The sequence below is a fragment of the Paenibacillus sp. BIC5C1 genome, from assembly GCF_032399705.1.
In the GTDB taxonomy this organism is placed as follows: Bacteria; Bacillota; Bacilli; order Paenibacillales; family Paenibacillaceae; genus Paenibacillus; species Paenibacillus taichungensis_A.
Window position 1 is genome coordinate 374521 of the sequence record NZ_CP135922.1, and the last position, 18947, is coordinate 393467.

The 18947-nt window shown below is 50.6% G+C and carries 15 protein-coding genes; 14 read left to right on the forward strand and 1 reads right to left on the reverse strand.

Annotated elements, in window-relative coordinates; genetic code table 11:
• Positions 1–54: 54 nt before the first annotated feature.
• From RS891_RS01820 to nagZ, 6 genes are all read left to right on the forward strand, one after another.
• Positions 55–978 (forward strand): carbohydrate ABC transporter permease, encoded by a 924-nt coding sequence (locus tag RS891_RS01820; RefSeq protein WP_315794266.1) that lies wholly within the window; start codon positions 55–57, stop codon positions 976–978.
• Between the two features lie 37 nt (positions 979–1015).
• Entirely contained in the window at positions 1016–1849 is an 834-nt protein-coding gene (locus RS891_RS01825; RefSeq protein WP_113055300.1) for a carbohydrate ABC transporter permease, read from the forward strand.
• 43 nt (positions 1850–1892) lie between these two features.
• Complete coding sequence (locus tag RS891_RS01830) at positions 1893–3002, forward strand: ABC transporter ATP-binding protein (RefSeq protein ID WP_113055299.1); 1110 nt, start codon at positions 1893–1895, stop codon at positions 3000–3002.
• A 30-nt stretch (positions 3003–3032) separates the two neighbouring features.
• On the forward strand, positions 3033–3743 hold the full coding sequence (locus RS891_RS01835) for a hypothetical protein (protein ID WP_113055298.1): 711 nt from the start codon (positions 3033–3035) through the stop codon (positions 3741–3743).
• Positions 3743–4909 carry an exo-beta-N-acetylmuramidase NamZ family protein gene (locus RS891_RS01840; protein ID WP_315794268.1) on the forward strand — a complete coding sequence of 389 codons (1167 nt, stop codon included), beginning with the start codon at positions 3743–3745 and terminating at the stop codon, positions 4907–4909. Before RS891_RS01835 ends, RS891_RS01840 begins: the two co-directional genes overlap by 1 nt.
• A 69-nt stretch (positions 4910–4978) precedes the next feature.
• Complete coding sequence (gene nagZ, locus RS891_RS01845; RefSeq protein ID WP_315794269.1) at positions 4979–6676, forward strand: beta-N-acetylhexosaminidase; 1698 nt, start codon at positions 4979–4981, stop codon at positions 6674–6676.
• Positions 6677–6785: 109 nt separating this feature from the next.
• Here nagZ and RS891_RS01850 read toward each other — a convergent pair whose 3' ends face one another.
• Entirely contained in the window at positions 6786–8141 is a 1356-nt protein-coding gene (locus tag RS891_RS01850; RefSeq protein WP_181586710.1) for a serine hydrolase domain-containing protein, read from the reverse strand.
• A gap of 309 nt (positions 8142–8450) precedes the next feature.
• On the opposite strand from RS891_RS01850, the gene RS891_RS01855 reads away from it, so the two are divergent.
• The 8 genes from RS891_RS01855 to RS891_RS01890 all read left to right on the forward strand — a co-directional run bounded on the left by RS891_RS01855 (position 8451) and on the right by RS891_RS01890 (position 18791).
• The gene (locus RS891_RS01855) at positions 8451–10424 is read left to right on the forward strand and encodes a methyl-accepting chemotaxis protein (RefSeq protein ID WP_315794270.1); all 1974 of its coding nucleotides are present in this window, start codon (positions 8451–8453) and stop codon (positions 10422–10424) included.
• A gap of 280 nt (positions 10425–10704) precedes the next feature.
• On the forward strand, positions 10705–11379 hold the full coding sequence (locus RS891_RS01860) for an AzlC family ABC transporter permease (protein ID WP_063568035.1): 675 nt from the start codon (positions 10705–10707) through the stop codon (positions 11377–11379).
• Complete coding sequence (locus RS891_RS01865) at positions 11370–11699, forward strand: AzlD domain-containing protein (protein ID WP_113055293.1); 330 nt, start codon at positions 11370–11372, stop codon at positions 11697–11699. The genes RS891_RS01860 and RS891_RS01865 overlap by 10 nt, the downstream gene beginning before the upstream one ends.
• A 93-nt stretch (positions 11700–11792) precedes the next feature.
• Positions 11793–12596, forward strand: coding sequence for an NAD-dependent epimerase/dehydratase family protein (locus RS891_RS01870; RefSeq protein WP_315794271.1), 804 nt, complete (start codon positions 11793–11795; stop codon positions 12594–12596).
• Between the two features lie 198 nt (positions 12597–12794).
• The gene (locus RS891_RS01875; protein ID WP_315794272.1) at positions 12795–13451 is read left to right on the forward strand and encodes an SGNH/GDSL hydrolase family protein; all 657 of its coding nucleotides are present in this window, start codon (positions 12795–12797) and stop codon (positions 13449–13451) included.
• Between the two features lie 212 nt (positions 13452–13663).
• A complete protein-coding gene (locus tag RS891_RS01880) occupies positions 13664–15679 on the forward strand; it encodes a heparinase II/III domain-containing protein (protein ID WP_315794273.1) in 2016 nt (671 codons plus the stop codon).
• A 19-nt stretch (positions 15680–15698) separates the two neighbouring features.
• On the forward strand, positions 15699–17639 hold the full coding sequence (locus RS891_RS01885) for a glycosyl hydrolase (RefSeq protein ID WP_315794274.1): 1941 nt from the start codon (positions 15699–15701) through the stop codon (positions 17637–17639).
• 15 nt (positions 17640–17654) lie between these two features.
• Complete coding sequence (locus tag RS891_RS01890; protein WP_315794275.1) at positions 17655–18791, forward strand: glycoside hydrolase family 88 protein; 1137 nt, start codon at positions 17655–17657, stop codon at positions 18789–18791.
• The last annotated feature ends 156 nt before the right edge of the window (positions 18792–18947 follow it).

Below are 18947 nucleotides of genomic sequence, written 5' to 3' on the forward strand. Positions count from 1 at the left end.
TCGGACCATACAACATAACGCAAAACCACACTGATTAGGAGAGGAGGATTCGCCATGCAGACCGCCCTTGCGCCAAAACCGTCTGTGCCCCGGACTTCCCGGGTTGCCCGGTTTTGGCGAGACTACGGGTGGGCGTATTTGTTTATTTTGGCGCCTGTCCTGCTGTTTCTCATTTTCACACTGTATCCCGTTCTGACGGCTCTCGTGATGAGCTTCCAGAAATACAACATTATGAATTCGACGTGGGTTGGATTGGATAACTACGAGCGTTTGGTGAAGGATGAGACGTTCTGGAAGTCGATTAAAAATACACTCATCTTTACTGTGGGTACGGTACCGGTCAATATTCTCATTACATTTGTACTGTCCTACTTCATCTTCCAGATGAAAAGAAAGTGGCAGACGTTCTTCAAAGCAACATTGTACCTGCCTGCGGTAGCATCCGGGGTAACCATCTCCATCGTATGGCTGGCGATCTTTGACCCGACGGATTCGGGACTGCTGAACCGCTTTCTCGGCCTGTTCGGCCTTGATCCGGTGATCTGGTTGGGCCAGTCGGGAACGGCACTCTTTTCACTTATTCTGATGAACTGGCTTGGATCGCACGGAGCGGGCATTATTCTGTATCTGGCAGCCATGGGTGGTATTCCGAAATCGCTGTATGAAGCGGCGGATATTGATCATGCCAGCGGCTGGACCCAGTTCAGCAAGATTACATGGCCGCTCCTCAAACCAACGACGCTATATCTGCTCGTGACAGGTGTGATCACGTCTTTCCAGGTGTTTATCTCGGTATATCTGATGACACAGGGTGGACCGAACTTTGCGACAACAACGATCGCTTATCTGATCTACGAAACGGCATTCAAGTTCTATGAGTTCGGCTTGGCTTCTGCACAGTCATTCGTATTGGCGATTATCATCATTGTCATCTCCGTCATTCAGTTCAAATACTTCTCCAGCGATATTGAGTATTAAGCATGTTGCATTAAGCATCCGGGGGTGAATGAAATCTATGAAATCAACTCAGAAAAAGACACTGCTTGTCGTTGCATCCATTCTGCTGGTGGCCTGGGCACTGGTGACGGTCATTCCGATGTACTGGATGTTGGTCGGTTCGGTGCAGGATAGTGCGATGTCAGCGTCCTTCAAACCGCAGATGATCCCGGAGCAGCTGTCGTTGTCACCATATGAGCGCTTTTTTGCCAAAACTGATGCCTGGCGCTGGCTGTACAACTCGCTGCTCATCTCGGTCATTCTCACCGTGACAAATGTGTTCTTCGCCTCCCTGGCGGGTTACGCGTTCGCCAAACTGAAATTTCCGGGAAGTCAGGCGGTATTCTGGACCTTGCTGGGCACGATGATGATTCCGGCACAGGTGACGCTGATTCCTTTGTACATTCTGATGGTCAACGTGTTTGACCTGGGAGATACGTATACGGCCATTATTTTGCCTGCTGCCGTCAGTGTGGGCAACATTTTCTTGATGAAACAGTTCATGTCAACACTTCCGACATCGCTGATCCATGCGGCACGTATTGATGCATGCAGCGAGTTCGGCATCTTCTGGAAAGTGATTCTGCCGATGGCGAAGCCAGGGATCGCGGTGCTGGCGATTTTCACGTTTGTAGCTTCGTGGAATGAATTTTTCTGGCCGTTCCTGATCACTAATTCCAACGAGATGCGCACCGTTCAGGTGGGGCTGGCTTCGTTCGTATTTGCTGAATCAACGGACTTCGGTGCAATGATGGCAGGGGCAACAATTGGTGCACTGCCGATGATCATTCTGTTTTTCTCACTGCAACGTTATTTCCTACAGGGTATTACGATCGGTGCAGTTAAAGGTTAACTGCTAGTTCAGGACAAGCGACAACGTAAAGGGGGATCTACCTATGGCACGCGTGGAGTTTCGCCAAGTGCGCAAAGAATTCAAAGACGATCATAAAGGAACGTTCACGGCTGTGGCCGGCTCGGACTTTGTTATAGAAGATAAGGAATTCGTGGTTTTTGTGGGTCCTTCGGGCTGTGGCAAGACGACGTCTCTGCGGATGATTGCGGGATTGGAAAAACAGACGAGCGGCGACATTGTCATCGGGGAACGGGTCGTGAACGATCTGCATCCGAAGGATCGCGATATCGCGATGGTATTTCAGGATTATGCACTTTATCCGCACATGACCATCCGTGAAAATCTATCCTTTGGCCTGAAAAATCTTAAGAAGCCAAAGTCCTATATTGATGAACAGGTGCAGAATGCTGCTTCCATTCTGGGACTGGAGGCGATGCTGGAGCGCAAACCGCGCGAGCTGTCCGGTGGTCAGCGCCAACGTGTGGCGGTAGGGCGTGCGATTGTCCGTGATCCACAGGTGTTTCTGTTCGATGAGCCGCTTTCCAATCTGGATGCGAAGCTGCGGGTACAGATGCGGGTGGAATTGGGCGAGCTGCATAAGCGGCTCGGTGCCACAATTGTATATGTCACGCATGATCAGGTAGAGGCCATGACACTTGGGGAGCGAATCGTGGTCATGAATCATGGAGATATACAGCAGGTGGCTTCACCGAAAGAATTATATGCGAGTCCGCGTAATATGTTTGTTGCCGGTTTTATCGGTTCCCCGGCGATGAACTTCATTGATGCCCGGATTGAAGGCACGCAGGTTGTCGTGGAAGGTGCATCATTTACCTTGCCAGAGGATGTACTCGCTCGTCTTCAGAGCCATCAGGGCAAGCCGGTGATTATGGGGCTGCGTCCAGAGCATATTTTTGGTGACGACGTCGCTCCGAATATTCCGACAGACCATATGCTGAAGGCGCGGGTCCAGGTAGTGGAGCACCTGGGTTCCGAGAATCTGGTGTATTTCCATTCGGGTGCCCGTACCGTCACTGCCAAGGTTCACCCGGAAACACATGCTTATGTAGGCATGGACAAAAATTTTGTATTGGACCTGCGTAAGGCGCACTTTTTTGACCCGGAGACGGAACTGGCGATTGGACGGGAATAAGAAACGAGCTGCAAGAAAGGGAGTGTGGGGATGCGTAAGCTGAGTGAAGTATTGGTCAAGTCGGGGGCGGAAATCTATCGGGATATTATTCCGGTGGCCCTGTACAGTATTGTCAGCTCCATCGTGCTGGTACCCATTCTGATGTTTGCTCCGCTGCCGATTGCGGTGCTGCTTTTGGCCGTGATTTATATGCCAATCCTGTTCGGTGTCAGTTATGCCGTACATCACAGGCTGGAACGCAAGGAGCGCCGCAATGGGTTTAAGGATATCTGGAACGGAACGATGAAGGGATTTACCCCGGGAGGGGCAGTAGGTGTGCTTTTCGCCGTGCTTGGCTTCATTCTGTGGTCAACCTGGTGGTATTACGGCGGACAGGGCGGGATTACAGGTACAGCAGTGAGCATGTTCCAAACGTTCTTCGTCCTCATGGCACTGATGTCACAGTTCTATACGTGGCAGCTTGTTCTGCAAAAGAACATGGGTATCATTCAGGCGATGGGGGAAAGTGTGAAGCTATTCTTCCGTCATCCGGGGTACACGATGGGAGCCTGTTTTCAGGCGCTGTGTCTGACGGCTCTGCTAATGCTGACGGTTGTTGGCTTCGGAGCGTTGTTCGCGGGCATGTTTGCCATCTATCAGCATAAGGTCGCCCTTAATGTGCTTGAACCTGAAGAGGAACCAGTCACATCTGGCGGCAATGACCATCAACATACGGGGTGGATCAGCCAGGGGAATGTGTGATGGGTGTAAAAACTGGAGTGGATCTTCTGTCGGGAGGATTTTCCCACCCATGGTTAACGGATACGCGTATTGGGCTGATGACAAACCCTACGGGTATTACGGCCGATTTTGTCTCTACGGTGGATATTTGTGCCGGGTTGGCAAATGCCAAACTTACAGCGCTATATGCGTGTGAGCACGGATTGGATGGTGAACTTCAAGCAGGTGTTCGATTCGGGCATACGGTGCACCCACGTCTGGGCATACCTGTGCTCAGCCTTTATGGGGAACACAAGAAGCCTACTCCTGCGATGCTGGCTGAGGTGGATACGGTGCTGTTTGACATCCAGGATGTGGGCGTCCGTTATTACACGTATGCATCAACCTTGTTCCATATGATGGAGGCCTGTGCCGAAGCAGGCAAACGCCTGCTGGTGCTGGACCGTCCCAATCCGCTCGGTGGGGATGCGGTAGAGGGAGGCCTGCTGAGCGCAGGGTATGAATCACTCGTTGGCGCTTGGCGTATTCCTGTCCGCACCGGACTGACGGTGGGTGAACTGGCTATGTTGGTGAACAGTGAGATGGACGTACCCTGTGAGTTGGATGTAATTACAATGGAAGGATGGCAGCGCTCCATGGAGTTTACGAATTGTGAGCTTCCCTGGATGCTGCCCTCTCCCAATATGCCCACGCTGGACAGTGTACGGGTGTATGCGGGTACTTGCCTGTTCGAAGGCACCAATGTATCGGAGGGCAGGGGCACCACCCGCCCATTTGAGTGGATTGGGGCACCCTGGATTGAGGGTGAACGACTGGCGGAACGCTTTCGGGAACACAAACTGGAGGGTGTACATGTGCATCCGGTGTACATGTCGCCAACCTTCTCCAAACATGCAGGTGAGCTGTGCGGAGGTGTGAGGATTTTCGTGACGGACAGCAGGGCATTCCGGGCGGTAGATACAGGTCTGGTGCTTTTGCATGAACTGGCGTCGCTCTATCCGGAGCAATTTCGCTGGTTGGAGCCGCCACAGTCGGGTTCCCGTTATTTCATTGATCTGTTGACCGGGGGCAGGAAAGTCAGGGATGTCATTCATGACCGTGAAGAATTAGTACGCTTGATGGAAGATTGGAATGCAGAGGCAGAGGAGTGGAAGGAACGGCGGAAGCCGTTTTTGCTATACCCATAAAGAGTGAAATTCATCAATAGAATGCCGCGTAATGTACGGATGATGTTTGTCATGGGGAGGAGGCATGGAATGAGTAAGCCAAAAGAGATATACGCGTTGAAGCTGACACAGATGACCCTGCGTGAGAAAATTGGACAAATGCTGCTTTGCGGCTTTCATGGCACCGAGGCTGCCGGGGAAGTGGACGCTTTTCTGCGAAAGTATCCCATTGGCGGCGTAATCTATTTTGCGCGCAACGTCGAGTCGCCGGAGCAGGTGGAGCGGCTATCATCAGGGCTGCAACGGATTGCTGTCGATAGCGGAAATGTGCCGCTTTGGATATCCATTGATCAGGAGGGTGGCATGGTGGCCCGGATTACCGAAGGGATCGCCCTGATGCCGGGACAGATGGCAATTGCGGCAGCAGGTTCCATCGAGGATGCATACCAGGCAGCCTATATCAGTGGGGTGGAGCTGAGATCCATGGGAATTAACATGAACTTTGCTCCGGTCCTGGATGTAAACAACAACGCTGCCAACCCGGTAATCGGTGTGCGTTCATTTGGGGAATCACCGCAGTCCGTGGCAGCGTATGGGGTCAGGAGCATTGCGGGAGTCCAAGATGCTGACATTTCAGCGACAGCCAAACATTTCCCGGGACACGGGGATACGGATACCGATTCACATCTGGATCTTCCGGTTATCCCCCATGATCGGGAACGGGTAGAGCGTGTGGAGCTGATTCCGTTCCGTGCTGCCATAGCGGCAGGTGTCGATGCAATGATGTCGGCACATATTTATTTTCCGGCTCTGGAACCGGAGCGTCTGCCTGTGACACTATCGCGAGCCGTGTTAAGTGGATTGCTTCGTCAGGAGCTAGGGTATGATGGCATGATTGTAACGGATTGTATGGAGATGGACGCAATTGCTGCCAACTATGGCACTGTCGATGCAGCTGTGATGGCGGTAGAGGCCGGCGCAGATCTGGTGTTGATCAGCCACACAGCTCATCTTCAGGCAGGGGCGTTTGAAGCGCTGCTGGCAGCCGTACAGAGCGGGCGAATCAGCGAGGCCCGCATTGACGAATCTGTAACTCGGTTGCTGAAGTACAAGGCCAAACGAGGCCTACTCGAGAATGGAATGGACACTGGTGATGATGAAGTAAACGGTGCTGTGTCGACTTCACTCTCCGCTGAGGTAACCGATTCAGCTTCATCAAAGCGCCAAGAGCGTAATCAACTGTTACACCAAGAGGTGGCCCGCCGAATCAGTGAGAACAGCATCACGCTGGTGCGTGATCAACTCAACATGCTGCCTTTGAAGCCAGAACGTACATTGGTCATAACCGTTGCTACATCTGTGACAACAATTGCCGACGAACAGCTGACTCAGGCGGCTACTCTAGGTTCGGCTTTGTCGCACTGCGGTCTGGATGTGGTCGAGGTAACAGTCACGCCAGAGGAGGTTGCCATTCGTTCTGCCCGTCTGCTTCAAGCTGCCGAAGAGGATGACGTTCGCCAGATTGTGGTGGGGACTTATAATGCAGGCAGTGCCTCTGGTGATCCACAGTGCAGGTTGATCGGCTGGCTGCAGCAATTGGGCAAGCCGCTCGCTGTTGTGGCGCTCCGCAGTCCCTATGATCTGCTTGCGATCCCGGAGGTACAGGTGTATGTGGCTGCGTATGAGAGCAGGTCGCTTGCCATGGATAGCGCCGCTCGGGCGCTAATGGGGCATATTCCTTTTGCCGGGAAACTTCCTGTATCCCTTAAGGGGACAGGCGTTAAATGACGAACGAAGCGAAAATATATTAATCCGGATTATGAAGACCGATATAGCAGAAGGGACGATCCAGTTAATGGACCGTCCCTTCTGTTATTTCTGATAGATTAATGCATAATTATTGCAAATTCAGTGCCTGAGCTGTCTTAGCCTCGACTTCATCCATAAGCGAAGTCATATCCATACCCGCATGATTACCGAGCAGAATAATGGTAACATCATCTGATAAATTGCGTGAAAAGGCTGTGGAGAAACCACCGCCGCTACCGTTATGGAAGACGATACGATTCTGATCGTTTTCCTTGAGAATCCAGGCGTAGCCATAATTTTTATCCGAATATGGCTCATACATCTGTTCAATCGTATCCTGGCTCAGAATTTTGTCCGTGTACAATGCCCGATCCCACTTTAGCAGATCGTCCAGGGTAGAGTAGATCGTCCCTGAACCTGATTGTGAAACATAATAAGGGGCAGTCACCCACTGTTTACTCTCCGCAACGAATCCGCTATTTGTATGGACCTTGCGGGAAGCTTCTCCGGAGTTCTTCATGCCGAGCGGCTTCAGGATGGTCTGTTGCACATAATCGGCATAACTCATGCCAGAAACCTGTTCAATAACATAGGCCAGCAGAACATAACCGCTATTACTGTACAAATAGGCACTACCCGGTTCAAATTTCAATGTTTTGTGCCGGATTTCCTCGACTGTTTCTTCCAATGAAGTGCCCTCACCCCGGCCAAAGGCGGATGGAAGACCTGAAGTCTGGGATAACAGCATATGAAGCGTGATCTGATCTCCCTTTGGTATACCGGAGATGTACTTGGATATTGGATCTTGCACATCGAGCTTTCCTTTTTCCACCAAGCTGAGAATGGAGGCTGCGGTGAAGGATTTGCTCAGAGAAGCAATTCTGGTCTTCTGATCCGGACGATTCAGCGTCTGTTCATCCGCAAGTCCGTAGCCTTGGCGAAGCAGGACCTTTCCATTGCGGGCAATCAGAGCCATACCGGGAAAATTAATTTCGCGCAAATAGCTGTCTACACTGGTGACTTGACTATTTAATAGGCTTACTTTGTCCGTCTCGATATTAACACTCATCTGCCCTGAGGCTGTACGTTGTACTTTGATATCCGCCTTGAGTGCATTGGCAAGCGCACGCACAGGTAACATCAGGGTGCCATTGATGGTGCGGGATTGCACACCGGAGGACAGGCGAACCTGATTAACCTGGATGAAGTCACTGCCAGCCTGATGAACCAGCTTGTCTCGACCAACGGTAATTGTAGCTGTTTTGGTACGAGCTTCCCACTTCAAGGTGCCATTTACAGAGGTAACAACATCTCGCAATGGAACATACGTTGTACCTTTGTATACAAGGGGAGCATTTTTCCACGATTGCTCTTGACCATTTACTTCAATGTGAACTGTTTGCGCCTCTTGTGCTGCAGATGCCGTGAAACTGGCTTGTCCCATAATGGGGCCTGCACAAAGAATGAGGGCTAACAGAATACGGAACATAGATGAATATAATCTGGTAACAGGTTGTTGCACATTTGACTTGCGTAAGATTCGAATCCTCTCCTTCCAGTCGTTTCATGGATAACCAGCTTATGAGATATTGTAAACGATCTCGAAGAGGGGGTCAAAACGGGGAATGAGCAACATTTTCTATTATCCTAACAAAAATAATGTAATTTCGATTCATTTTAGTATCCATACATAATATTTTTACTACGTTTGTCCGATAAAAGAGGGGTGAAGATGATGATGGGGGATATTTAAATGAAGAAAAGGATTCGTAATTGGCTTACATTAACGGTTAAGAAACGTCTGATCGCTTCGTTGCTCTTGTTCCTGATTGTACCGAGCATTAGCGTGGGATGGTTGTCTTATTTAAAAGCAGCAGACCAGGTCAGGGAAGAAATCATTCATTCTGCACAGGCCAAAACGGAAATGCTCAGTTTGCAGATTACTCAAATGCTGGATATGGAGAAGGATAACGCAGCACAGTTTGCAGCGGGTATTACTTCAACAGATATTATCAATAAATCACCAGCTGTTCAGAGACAAATGGATCGTATGTCCAAGGCTCACAAAGAATTGGGTGTAATAACAGTAGGTGCTGAAGATGGCAGCTGGATGAAATCACCTGATCCCGGACAGCAGATCTATGATCCACGGGAACGCAGCTGGTATACGATGGGCATGTCACAGAATGAACCAATTATCTCGGATACGTTCCAGTCGGTAACCACGGGTGAATGGGTTGTCACCGCCGCTGCCAAGCTGGCAGATGGTAAAGGGGTAATTGGAGCCAATGTAAGCCTCAATCATTTGAAAGAATCCGTCGATAAGATACATATTGGTGAAAAGGGAAAACTGTATATGCTGGATAACGGCGGGAAGTTCCTGTTCCATTACAATATCGAATCCGGTGTGCAGTCCAATGAGAGCTACATTAATGAGATGTATACAAAAGAACAAGGAACTGTAAAGTACACGTATGATGGACAAGAATTGGAAGCCGTATTCTATACGAATCCCGAAACAGGCTGGAAAATTGTCGGTGAGATGGTTCCTTCTGAAGCAGCAGATGCGGTAAGACCGATCTTGATTCGTGCCTATACTCTGGTAGGGACCTCGTTGATCATTGGTATTATTCTGCTTGTGTTCATTATTCGCAGTATTCATCGTCCATTGTTGCAACTAACGCAAGCAGCATCCAAAGTAAGCGCGGGTGATCTGACAGTTCGTGTAGGTTTACAGCGCCGTGACGAGTTTGGACAACTCGGGGCAAGTTTCGATACCATGACCTCATCGCTACGTAACGTTCTGGGCGAAGTACATGATACATCGAGCCAACTGGCAGCATCCTCTGAGGAGCTGATGGCGAGTTCTGAACAGACATCCAGAGCGACGGAACAGGTTGCCGAATTGATGCAGGATGCAGCGTCAGGAACGAACAAACAAAACGCCAGTCTTGCTGCAACGGGTCAACTCGTCGGTGAAATGTCCATAGGTGTCAAAGAAATCTCATCGAGTGCCGAAGACACGGCTCGGATTGCTGTAGAGGCATCTTCCAAGTCCGAAGCGGGTATGATTACGGTGGAAGAGGCGGTTGCTCATATTCAGAAGGTGAATAATGAGAGTGAGGCCATGGCTGTGGTCATTCAGGATCTTCGAGCGAAAAATGAAGAGATTGTTGAGATTGTGGCTGAGATCACCAACATCGCTAAACAGACCAATATCCTTGCCTTGAACGCATCCATTGAAGCTTCAAGAGCAGGTGAACAAGGTCGAGGCTTTGCTGTCGTGGCCAATGAAGTAAAATCGCTAGCCAACAATTCGGGCAGTGCTGCCGAACGTATTAATGAACTTATGCGTGAGATGCAAGAGAAAACAAATGCGGTACAGTCTACCTTTGCCCTTACAGGAGAAGGCATGATTAAAGGTACGCAAATGATTACGGAGGCGGGAGAGGCCTTCAAAAATATCCGTAGTGCTGTACAGTTGGTTGCTGCACAAGCTGGAGAAGTGTCGGCAGCTTCCCGTCAGATTGATGGAGGCATGAGTCATGTGTCCAAGGAAGTGAACGCCACCATTGAATTATCCAATCAGATTGCTTCAGGAACCGAGGATGGTTCAGCTGCTGCTCAGGAGCAGCTCGCTACAATGGAAGAGGTTGCAGCTTCTTCTGCGGCATTGTCCCGAATGGCTGAAGATCTGCAAAGCATGATTGAGAAATTCAAGTTATAGTTCAATAGTATTTCTTGAAGGAGACTGTGGGGGGGACCCTACAGTCTTTTTTTGTGGGTGTCTTCCTTAATCAACGGCTTATAAAGACTAAAAACAGTTCTGTTCTATAAAAATGAATCTGTCTCTCCCTGAATATCTTATCCTGTGGTATATTTCTAAATTAAAAGTAATCTGCAAGATGCGGATGACATGGAGAGGGGATGAACCGGATTTGGATAAATCCATACCACTGACATCCGGGCCCGCAAATACCGAAGAGGTGCTGGATGATGCTTCATTTATGCAAGGGGTTAAAGACTGTATCCCAACACTGCTTGGATATTTGAGTATTGGGTTTGCAGCGGGTGTCATTGAAATGACGGCAGGCTTAAGTTTGGCGGAAACGGCTCTGCTCAGTCTGATTGTATACGCTGGATCTGCCCAGTTTATTGCCGCAGGCATGCTTGCCTCGAGTGGTTCAGCGACAGCTATCATTTTCACCATATTTTTCGTGAATCTTCGCCATCTGCTGCTGAGTGCAGCCGTATCACCGTACTTTCGTCATCTGACGCCGCTTAAAAATATGTGGATCGGCTCGCTGCTTACCGACGAGTCCTTTGGCGTGGCGATGACGCGAGCGATTGGCCGGAAAACGTTGAGTGAGCGCTGGATGCACGGTCTGAACATTACAGCATACCTGAACTGGTTTGTGGCGAACATGGCGGGAGCGTACTTTGGACGCTGGATAACCAATCCCGAGCGGCTTGGACTTGATTTTGCCCTGCCTGCAATGTTTATTGGTCTGGTTGTGCTTCAGTTGATGCAGCGCAAAAATAAAAAATTACACATCAATGTGGCGATCATCGCCGTTGTCTGTGTAATCTTCGCCAGCATGGCTTCACTTGGCAGCATGAGTGTCATTGTGGCTGCGGTCATTGCGGCAACGATGGGAGTAGTGATGGAACGATGGAAGTAAGATGGGATGTATTCTGGATTATTATGGGTTCGGCTTTGTTAACGTTCATCCCGCGCGTATTGCCGCTCATGCTGTTCAGTAAAATACAGATTCCGATGTGGCTGTTACGCTGGCTTGAATATGTACCCGTGGCGGTTATGGCGGCACTGATCGGTCAGGAACTGTTTATGGAGGACAACCAGTTAGTGCCGGTTACACATAATCCGGCCCTGTGGGCAGCACTGCCTACGATTGCAGTAGCAATCTGGACACGAAGCCTGCTCGGAACTGTACTTGTCGGTATTGTGGCAATGATGATCTTGCGGTACTTGATGGGTTAATATGCGGGAGCCTTTATTGGATCAGGTAAATCCTTCGCTCTAACGGTTAATAATGTGCTATAGGATCGTAATAGAGCGAAGGGAGCTAAATCCATGAGTAACTCGAAGCACAGAATATTGATTACGGGGGCAGCGGGAGTCATTGGTCGCAGTCTGCTGGAGGGACTGAGGGAAAAGGGCAAGTATGACATCGTGGCTGCCGATCTTCATGATGATCCTCAAGCAGGCATTGTAGCGATGAATGTGACCGATGGAGAACGACTGAAAGAGCTAATGCAGGGTGTTCATACGGTGCTGCATATTGCATGGGCCAAGGATGAAGAAGATTTTCTGGGCAAAGTCCTTCCGATCAACGTAACAGGGGCCTACCATGTGTATGAAGCTGCACGGTTGAACGGTGTACAGCGGGTTATTTTTGCGAGTTCAAATCATGCGACAGGATTCTATCCAACAGGAGAAGATATCGAAGTGGATGATCCATATCGGCCAGACAGTTTCTATGGGCTCAGCAAATGTTATATAGAGCTGCTTGGGCGATATTACGTGGATAAGTATGACTTGTCGTCATTCAATATTCGAATAGGCAACTTCTCGGGCGATGCACATCCACACTCTGAGCGTTCCGCACACATCTGGATCTCTCCCAGAGATATGGTGCAGCTTGCCGAGTGCTGCATAGAGGCGGATTCAAGCATGAAATATGTTAATTTATATGGGACTTCAGCAAATACGGACAATTATTATGATATTGGATATCTGGAACAGAAGATTGGGTACCGCCCGATGGACGATGCGGCAGAGTTATGGGACGAAGCGAAACGTAAGGGAGCGCCGGATAAGCAGAATGAGACGGAATATCAGGGCGGAGGATATGTCGCGAAGGACCCGAAATCCTGAAATCCTGGAAACTTAAAGACCTGAAACGTCTCATAGACGTAGAGAACTGCGGGTGATCTTGTCAGAAGTACAACGAGGAGAGTTAACTTAGAGAGTTTCGTCCTGAAAACGCTATTTTCTAATGCGCCCGAAAGGGATAAAATGGAGATTGAAGAGTTGAGGTTTTCATTTTACATACAGGAAGGAACGGTTTTGATTATGAGTACACATTCATCCGTTATACTTTTTCAGGGAGACTCCATTACAGACGGGGGAAGGTCGCGCAATGATGATCCGAATCATTTCCTCGGGCATGGCTATGCGTATCTGATCTCAAGCAAACTGGGTGTGGAACTGGCAGCCAAACAGCCGACGTTCTACAACAGAGGCATCAGCGGGGACCGTGCTTCCGATCTGTATGCACGCTGGAACGAGGACACCTTTAGTCTGAAGCCGAATCTGATCAGCATTCTAATCGGGGTTAATGATGCATGGCGTACCGTGAATGACGAACCCAGTGGAGTGACGGATCGTCTTGGACGTGCATATCGTCATTTGCTGGAGGAGACACGTGAGGTGATGCCGAATTCCGGGCTGGTTTTAATGGAGCCGTTTATTCTTAAAACCGGAGCCACAGTGGAGCGTTGGGACACTTGGCAGGAGCGTATCGGGCAGTATCAACATCTGGTCCGTGAGCTCGCCAGTGAGTTCGGCGCGGTCTGGGTACCTTTGCAGCAAACGTTCAACGATGCACTCGAACAAGCTGACGCAGCCTACTGGTTATGGGATGGTGTGCATCCAACCGCAGCGGGTCATGAGCTGATCGCACGTCAGTGGCTCTCTGTTGTACAAAATTCTCCACTGGCGATTGATTAATTGAATTAGAAGTATCCAGCTTGCTCTAAAAAGCTGAATGAAACGAGGAACCCAGGTGGGTTCTTCGTTTTTTTATATTTGGGGCAGGAATTCTGTGGTTAATTTGGATGGATATGATGGATAACTCTTCAAATGTACAGCATTATCCGGTAAAATGAAATCGGTTACATATAATGAAGGTTTCGTATTCCATATAGATTAGGGTGAATTCAATGGAAAACACCAATCAAAGTAAAGTCGATTCCATATCCATGCCGGATTCTATGGCCATTCAACAGGCAGTACATCGGATGGTACAAAACAGAAAGAGAAGTCAGCAGGCTCTGCTTGCTTCAACACCCTCAATCTGCTCTATCGATGCCATTGGAAAGGCATTATTGCAACCAGAGCTAACTTCTTTTTACACAGATCTGAGCAGCTATGGGGAACGTGCCCTGAACGAAAGCTTGCCTTCGCTGTCATTTGGTCTTTATCGGAGGTTTGGGGATACAGGGGAACGAAAGTTGTATGAGGATGCGTACTTTGAACGCAGGGGACGTCTGGCGGCAATAGCGCTGCTCGCTGTGGATTTGAATGCGCCGAGATGGATAGAGACATTGGAGGCTATGTTGTGGGATGTATGTGGTGAGTATACATGGTGTTTGCCTGCACATTTGGGTTCGGGGGGAGTGGAACAGGTCACCGGTAATATTGATCTGTTTGCCGCGGAGACGGTGCATATGCTGGCCGAAATCGTGACGATTCACGCGGATCGACTGGATCCACGTATCATCCAGCGGATTAGGGCTGAGGCCGAGCGACGTATCTTCACACCGCTCTATCGGGAACAACGTACCTATCACTGGCAAGATGCAAATCATAACTGGTCTGCTGTGTGCAGCGGATGCTGTGGCATGGCTGGATTATTACTGTTGGAGGAAGAAGTGATTCTCACAGAATCGGTTGGTCAGACGATTCGTTCCATGCAGGTATTTCTGAGTGGCTATGGTATGGATGGCGGCTGTGCAGAAGGCATTGGTTACTGGGTATATGGGTTCGGTTATTTCGTCTATTATGCCGACATGCTGCGTGAATACAGTGAAGGTAAGTTGGATCTGCTGAATGGTTCGAAAATAGCGGCGATTGCAGCCTTCCCACTGCGGGTTCATCTGTCGGGAGGAACCTTCGTGAATTATTCGGATAGTGCGGAGCAGCAAGAGATTCCTTCGGGTTTGCTCTCACTTCTAACATCTCGTTTTGGTATACAAGTCGATCTGCCGTTTCATATTCCTTTGTTTACCGATGATCCCTGTCGCCGCTGGGCTCACCTGCTGCGCAACGTGATGTGGAGCAGTCCGGCAATGTACCTTCAAGAAGCTGGGACTGTTCTGGCGGAACGAGTGATCATTTTGGAAGATTTGGGCTGGATGATTGCGAAGGGAGCGCTTGGTTCTCCAAGCGCAGATCTTACCAAAGATGAACCTCTCGCTATTGCTTTTTCCGTCAAGGCAGGGCATAACGATGAACCCCATAACCATAATGATCTTGGGCAATTTATGATCCATTGTGGTGGCGAAAACATTCTTTGTGATCCGGGAGCAGGGCTGTATACACAAGCCTATTTTGCTCCGGGCAGAGAGCAGTTGTTTCACATCAGTTCGTCCGGGCATAGCGTGCCCCGGATTGAGGGGAAGGAGCAGAGCTCAGGGCGCGAGGCGCAAGCACAGATTCTTGAGACGAAGATTTCGGACGATGACCGTAGACTGGATGCCTGTTTGGAACTGACAGCAGCTTATCCTGAAGCAACTTCGCTCGCTCGTTATACACGCCAGTTGCATTGGAGCGGTTCTGCTAATGATGTCGGGAGCGTGGCAGAACTGCGTCTGAAGGATCGGTTTCAATGGAAAAACAGAGCGGCGTCTTCATCAGGCACATTACATTCGGTGGGTGAATTGAAACGGCCGAGTGTGACGGAGCGGTTTATGAGTAGAAGGATACCTGAGAAGGCACACGAGGGGCAGATTCAATGGCATGGCGAACAAGCAACGGTAAGTATGACGTATGATGCAAGCCAATTGCAGGCGGATATAGAGATCATTAATACGGTTGATCATGACCATGTGCCAGTTACATTTTATCGGACATCCCTTGAATGGCGAGAGCAGTCGGATAACTCCGGTGAGGGAAGTGATGAAACCGATCTGCTGGAGACGGTGTGTGAGCTGAAGTTCACGATTGAACCAAAGTGAAAGATGGAGGTGAGCATACGTGAGTAAGTATACAGCCGCATCAACGTATTCATGGAGAGATGCACTCGAGAATTACCGTAAACTGGCTGAAGAGGCGGGGCCTGCCCCGTCAGATGGTTGGAATCAGGCTCGCAAATTGGCCCTTGTGGAGAGTGTTGTTCGGGCTTATACACCATACCAGGACAGTAGTGGCGCCATTATTGATCCGTTCTCGGAGGCGGAGCGATACTATTCCACACCAGCATATGCAATGGCTGCATCGGTTCTTGTTCAGGCGGGACATATGGACCTGCTTGCTTCGGCCGCATCGGCCCTGTCACACAGCATTGATGTTGTCGTGAAGGGGCGTGCACCGGATCATCATCCTGACTTTTTCCCTGTGTTGATGATGAGAGCTTACATACTGTTGAAGCCGCATATGCCTGAGCAAGCAAAGATATGGGCAGAGGCTCTTAAGAAGATACAGCCTGAACAAGATTATGTTTTTACAATGAGCAAAATGAACAATCCCAATCGTATGATCAACTGGAACGCCATCATGATCTCTGGAGAATATCTGCGCTTGAGGGAACAGCTTGCCAGTGAGGGTACGGATTGGATGGACCGTTATCTGAATCGGTATCATCTGCCACGCTTCACACCGCTTGGACTATATCAGGACGGTCCGCTGGATCATCCAAATTGTCCATTTTCCTATGATATTGCGACCCGCTATCATCTGGATGTCATGCTAGAAGCGGGATATGACGGGGCCTGCGCTGGTGAGTTGAAGAAACATTTACGTCATGGTGCATTCAGTACGCTGCTTACACTGTCACCGCTGGGGGAGATTCCTCCGCGTGGACGCAGCTCCCAACATCAATGGAATGAAGCGGCTGCAGCCTACGTATGTTCTGTCCATGCAGCACAGGCCTTACAGGCTGGAGATCGGGTGATGGCTGGCGCGTTCGCTCGTGCGGCCAATCGGTGTTTCGAAGCGGTGGAGCGCTGGAAGATGGAAGATGGGCGTCTGAAAATAGTTCGCAACGAATATGCACCTGAGGCACGTCATGGCTACGAAATCTATACGAATCATACGGGTTATAATCTGTGGACGGCAGCAGCGCTGGCCCATGCCTGCCTTAGCGCTCCTGCTGAAGATGTAACGGAAATATACCTTCCTTCCGAGATAGGCAACCGGGTGTTGCAGGCCGACGGATGGTTTGAAACGATCATTGCCTCGGTACCAGGTCAACAAATGATTCTGCATACGGCCATGAATGATCCATACACGGTTCCCGGTCTTGTGCGGATACAACAGGCGGGATTGCCAGGGCTGATCGGTCCTTCCGCTGCTGGACATGTGCAATCCGGATTCACGGAGTTTGCGGAAGGGGAAGTGGGTCCGCTGAGCTATTGTCCTGCCTGGAAGACGGCAGACGGGAACTGGCACAGTCTTGCCGGGGGCATTCCGTCAGGTGCTGAATATGACCGGGATGCCGGGATTAATCCTGGCGATGGCGGAGGTTCGATTTTGCTTGAGACGGTAGATCGAGAGGTCCGGAATGATTCAGCTTCTCTGGGGGGAGACGACGGGAAGCATCAGGATCAGGGCAATGCATTTACAGTGACATGGCTTGGCCCACTAACCGGGCTCGATTCATTGCAAACCCATTATGTACAGCAGGCGGATTTACTTACTGTAACATATGAATTCGACGGTGAGCTCGAGGCTGTCGGGGCACTCATTCCATTGATGTTCAGTGACGGCCGCGAGCAGGCTGACATCACGCATTCCAAGCAGGCTGTGCGCAGCGAGTACCGGGAAGCTTATGTAGAATCCAATGTGTTGGATGAAGGAGCCACTATTCATCTCAAGGAACAGCCTGTGGCATCCCGCAACGGATTGCTGAAGGAAGCGCGGATGGAAGTGAGCGAGGGGCGAAGTATCACGTTTACGATCAGATTGGGTATGAATTAGAGGAGGGATAGGTTTATGAATACATCAACATCAGTGAAATGGCTGGAGGAAGCATGGCGGCAAGGAGCAGCCAAAACGATTCGCAACGCGCAGCGCATCAAGGATACATTTCCGCACACTGCGCCGCAGGGCATATATGACCGAAATGATCCCGAATGGTGGACCGCCGGCTTCTGGCCGGGGCTGTTATGGCTTGTCTATGGCGAGTCGCCGGAAAACGAAGCTGTCGCTCCGTTATCCCGCATTGCCGAAAGTTGTGAACGGCAATTGGAAGGTTGTCTGAGTGATCCCGAATCGGTGGATCACGATCTCGGGTTCATCTGGCTGCTTAGTGGCGTAGCCAACTACCGCCAGACCGGCAGCGCAGATGGTCGGCGGCGGGGAATACTCGCCGCCAATCTGCTCGCTGCCCGTTTTAACGTGCGCGGTGAATTCATCCGCGCCTGGAACTTCAGCTCGTCAACCATGGATACGCGCGGCGTAGCCATCATTGACAGCATGATGAACCTGCCGCTGCTCTACTGGGCATCCGAGCAGAGCGGCGACCCGCGCTTCCGCTGCCTGGCGGAAGCGCATGCGGACACCGTGGCGCGCGAATTCATCCGCGCTGACGGGTCCATCTGCCACGTGGTGGAGTTCGATCCACTCACGGGGCAGAAGCTGCAGGAGCATGGCGGGCAGGGCCATGCGCCAGGTTCAGCCTGGGCGCGGGGTACCGCCTGGGCGTTGCACGGGTTTGCGCTGTCTTTCCGGTATACGGGCGAAGCCCGCTATCTGGAGACAGCGGAGCGGGCGGCTGATTTCTTCCTCGCCATGCTTGGCGAAGAAATCGTGCCGGTGTGGGATTTCCGCGCACCTGCCGAGCATCAGGTGGCGTGGGACTCGTCCGCTTCGGCGATTGCCGCAAGCGGACTGTTGGAGCTGGCGAAGCTGTCGCCGCGCGGCGAAGAATATGCAGCCGCGGCAGAACGTATCCTTCGCGGGCTGCATGAGAACTACAGCTCTGGTGAGACGGCCGCGGAAGAAGGTCTAATCATGCAGGGCACGGTGCATTATCCAGAGGGTCGCGGCTTGAATGTGCCGATTATATACGGCGATTATTTCTATATGGAGGCGCTGGCGAAGCTGAGTGGCCGCCCGGGTTTATTTTAGAGAAACAAGAATCAGGGAATCAGGAATGTTACACTTCAAGCGGCGAGTATGCGTGAGGGGGCATAAGTATACGACCTACCATACAGCCGTTCGAGTGTGCCTGCCTCCTAATGGGAAAGGGTATTCCTGTTTTGGAGGCGGAGCACACCCTCGGTA

Bases quoted from the DNA above. Each gene is read 5' to 3' on its own strand.
- RS891_RS01820 (WP_315794266.1), top strand. From the start codon at position 55: ATGCAGACCGCCCTTGCGCCAAAACCGTCTGTGCCCCGGACTTCCCGG.
- RS891_RS01825 (WP_113055300.1), top strand. From the start codon at position 1,016: ATGAAATCAACTCAGAAAAAGACACTGCTTGTCGTTGCATCCATTCTG.
- RS891_RS01830 (WP_113055299.1), top strand. From the start codon at position 1,893: ATGGCACGCGTGGAGTTTCGCCAAGTGCGCAAAGAATTCAAAGACGAT.
- RS891_RS01835 (WP_113055298.1), top strand. From the start codon at position 3,033: ATGCGTAAGCTGAGTGAAGTATTGGTCAAGTCGGGGGCGGAAATCTAT.
- RS891_RS01840 (WP_315794268.1), top strand. From the start codon at position 3,743: ATGGGTGTAAAAACTGGAGTGGATCTTCTGTCGGGAGGATTTTCCCAC.
- nagZ (WP_315794269.1), top strand. From the start codon at position 4,979: ATGAGTAAGCCAAAAGAGATATACGCGTTGAAGCTGACACAGATGACC.
- RS891_RS01850 (WP_181586710.1), bottom strand. From the start codon at position 8,141: ATGGGACAAGCCAGTTTCACGGCATCTGCAGCACAAGAGGCGCAAACA.
- RS891_RS01855 (WP_315794270.1), top strand. From the start codon at position 8,451: ATGAAGAAAAGGATTCGTAATTGGCTTACATTAACGGTTAAGAAACGT.
- RS891_RS01860 (WP_063568035.1), top strand. From the start codon at position 10,705: ATGCAAGGGGTTAAAGACTGTATCCCAACACTGCTTGGATATTTGAGT.
- RS891_RS01865 (WP_113055293.1), top strand. From the start codon at position 11,370: ATGGAAGTAAGATGGGATGTATTCTGGATTATTATGGGTTCGGCTTTG.
- RS891_RS01870 (WP_315794271.1), top strand. From the start codon at position 11,793: ATGAGTAACTCGAAGCACAGAATATTGATTACGGGGGCAGCGGGAGTC.
- RS891_RS01875 (WP_315794272.1), top strand. From the start codon at position 12,795: ATGAGTACACATTCATCCGTTATACTTTTTCAGGGAGACTCCATTACA.
- RS891_RS01880 (WP_315794273.1), top strand. From the start codon at position 13,664: ATGGAAAACACCAATCAAAGTAAAGTCGATTCCATATCCATGCCGGAT.
- RS891_RS01890 (WP_315794275.1), top strand. From the start codon at position 17,655: ATGAATACATCAACATCAGTGAAATGGCTGGAGGAAGCATGGCGGCAA.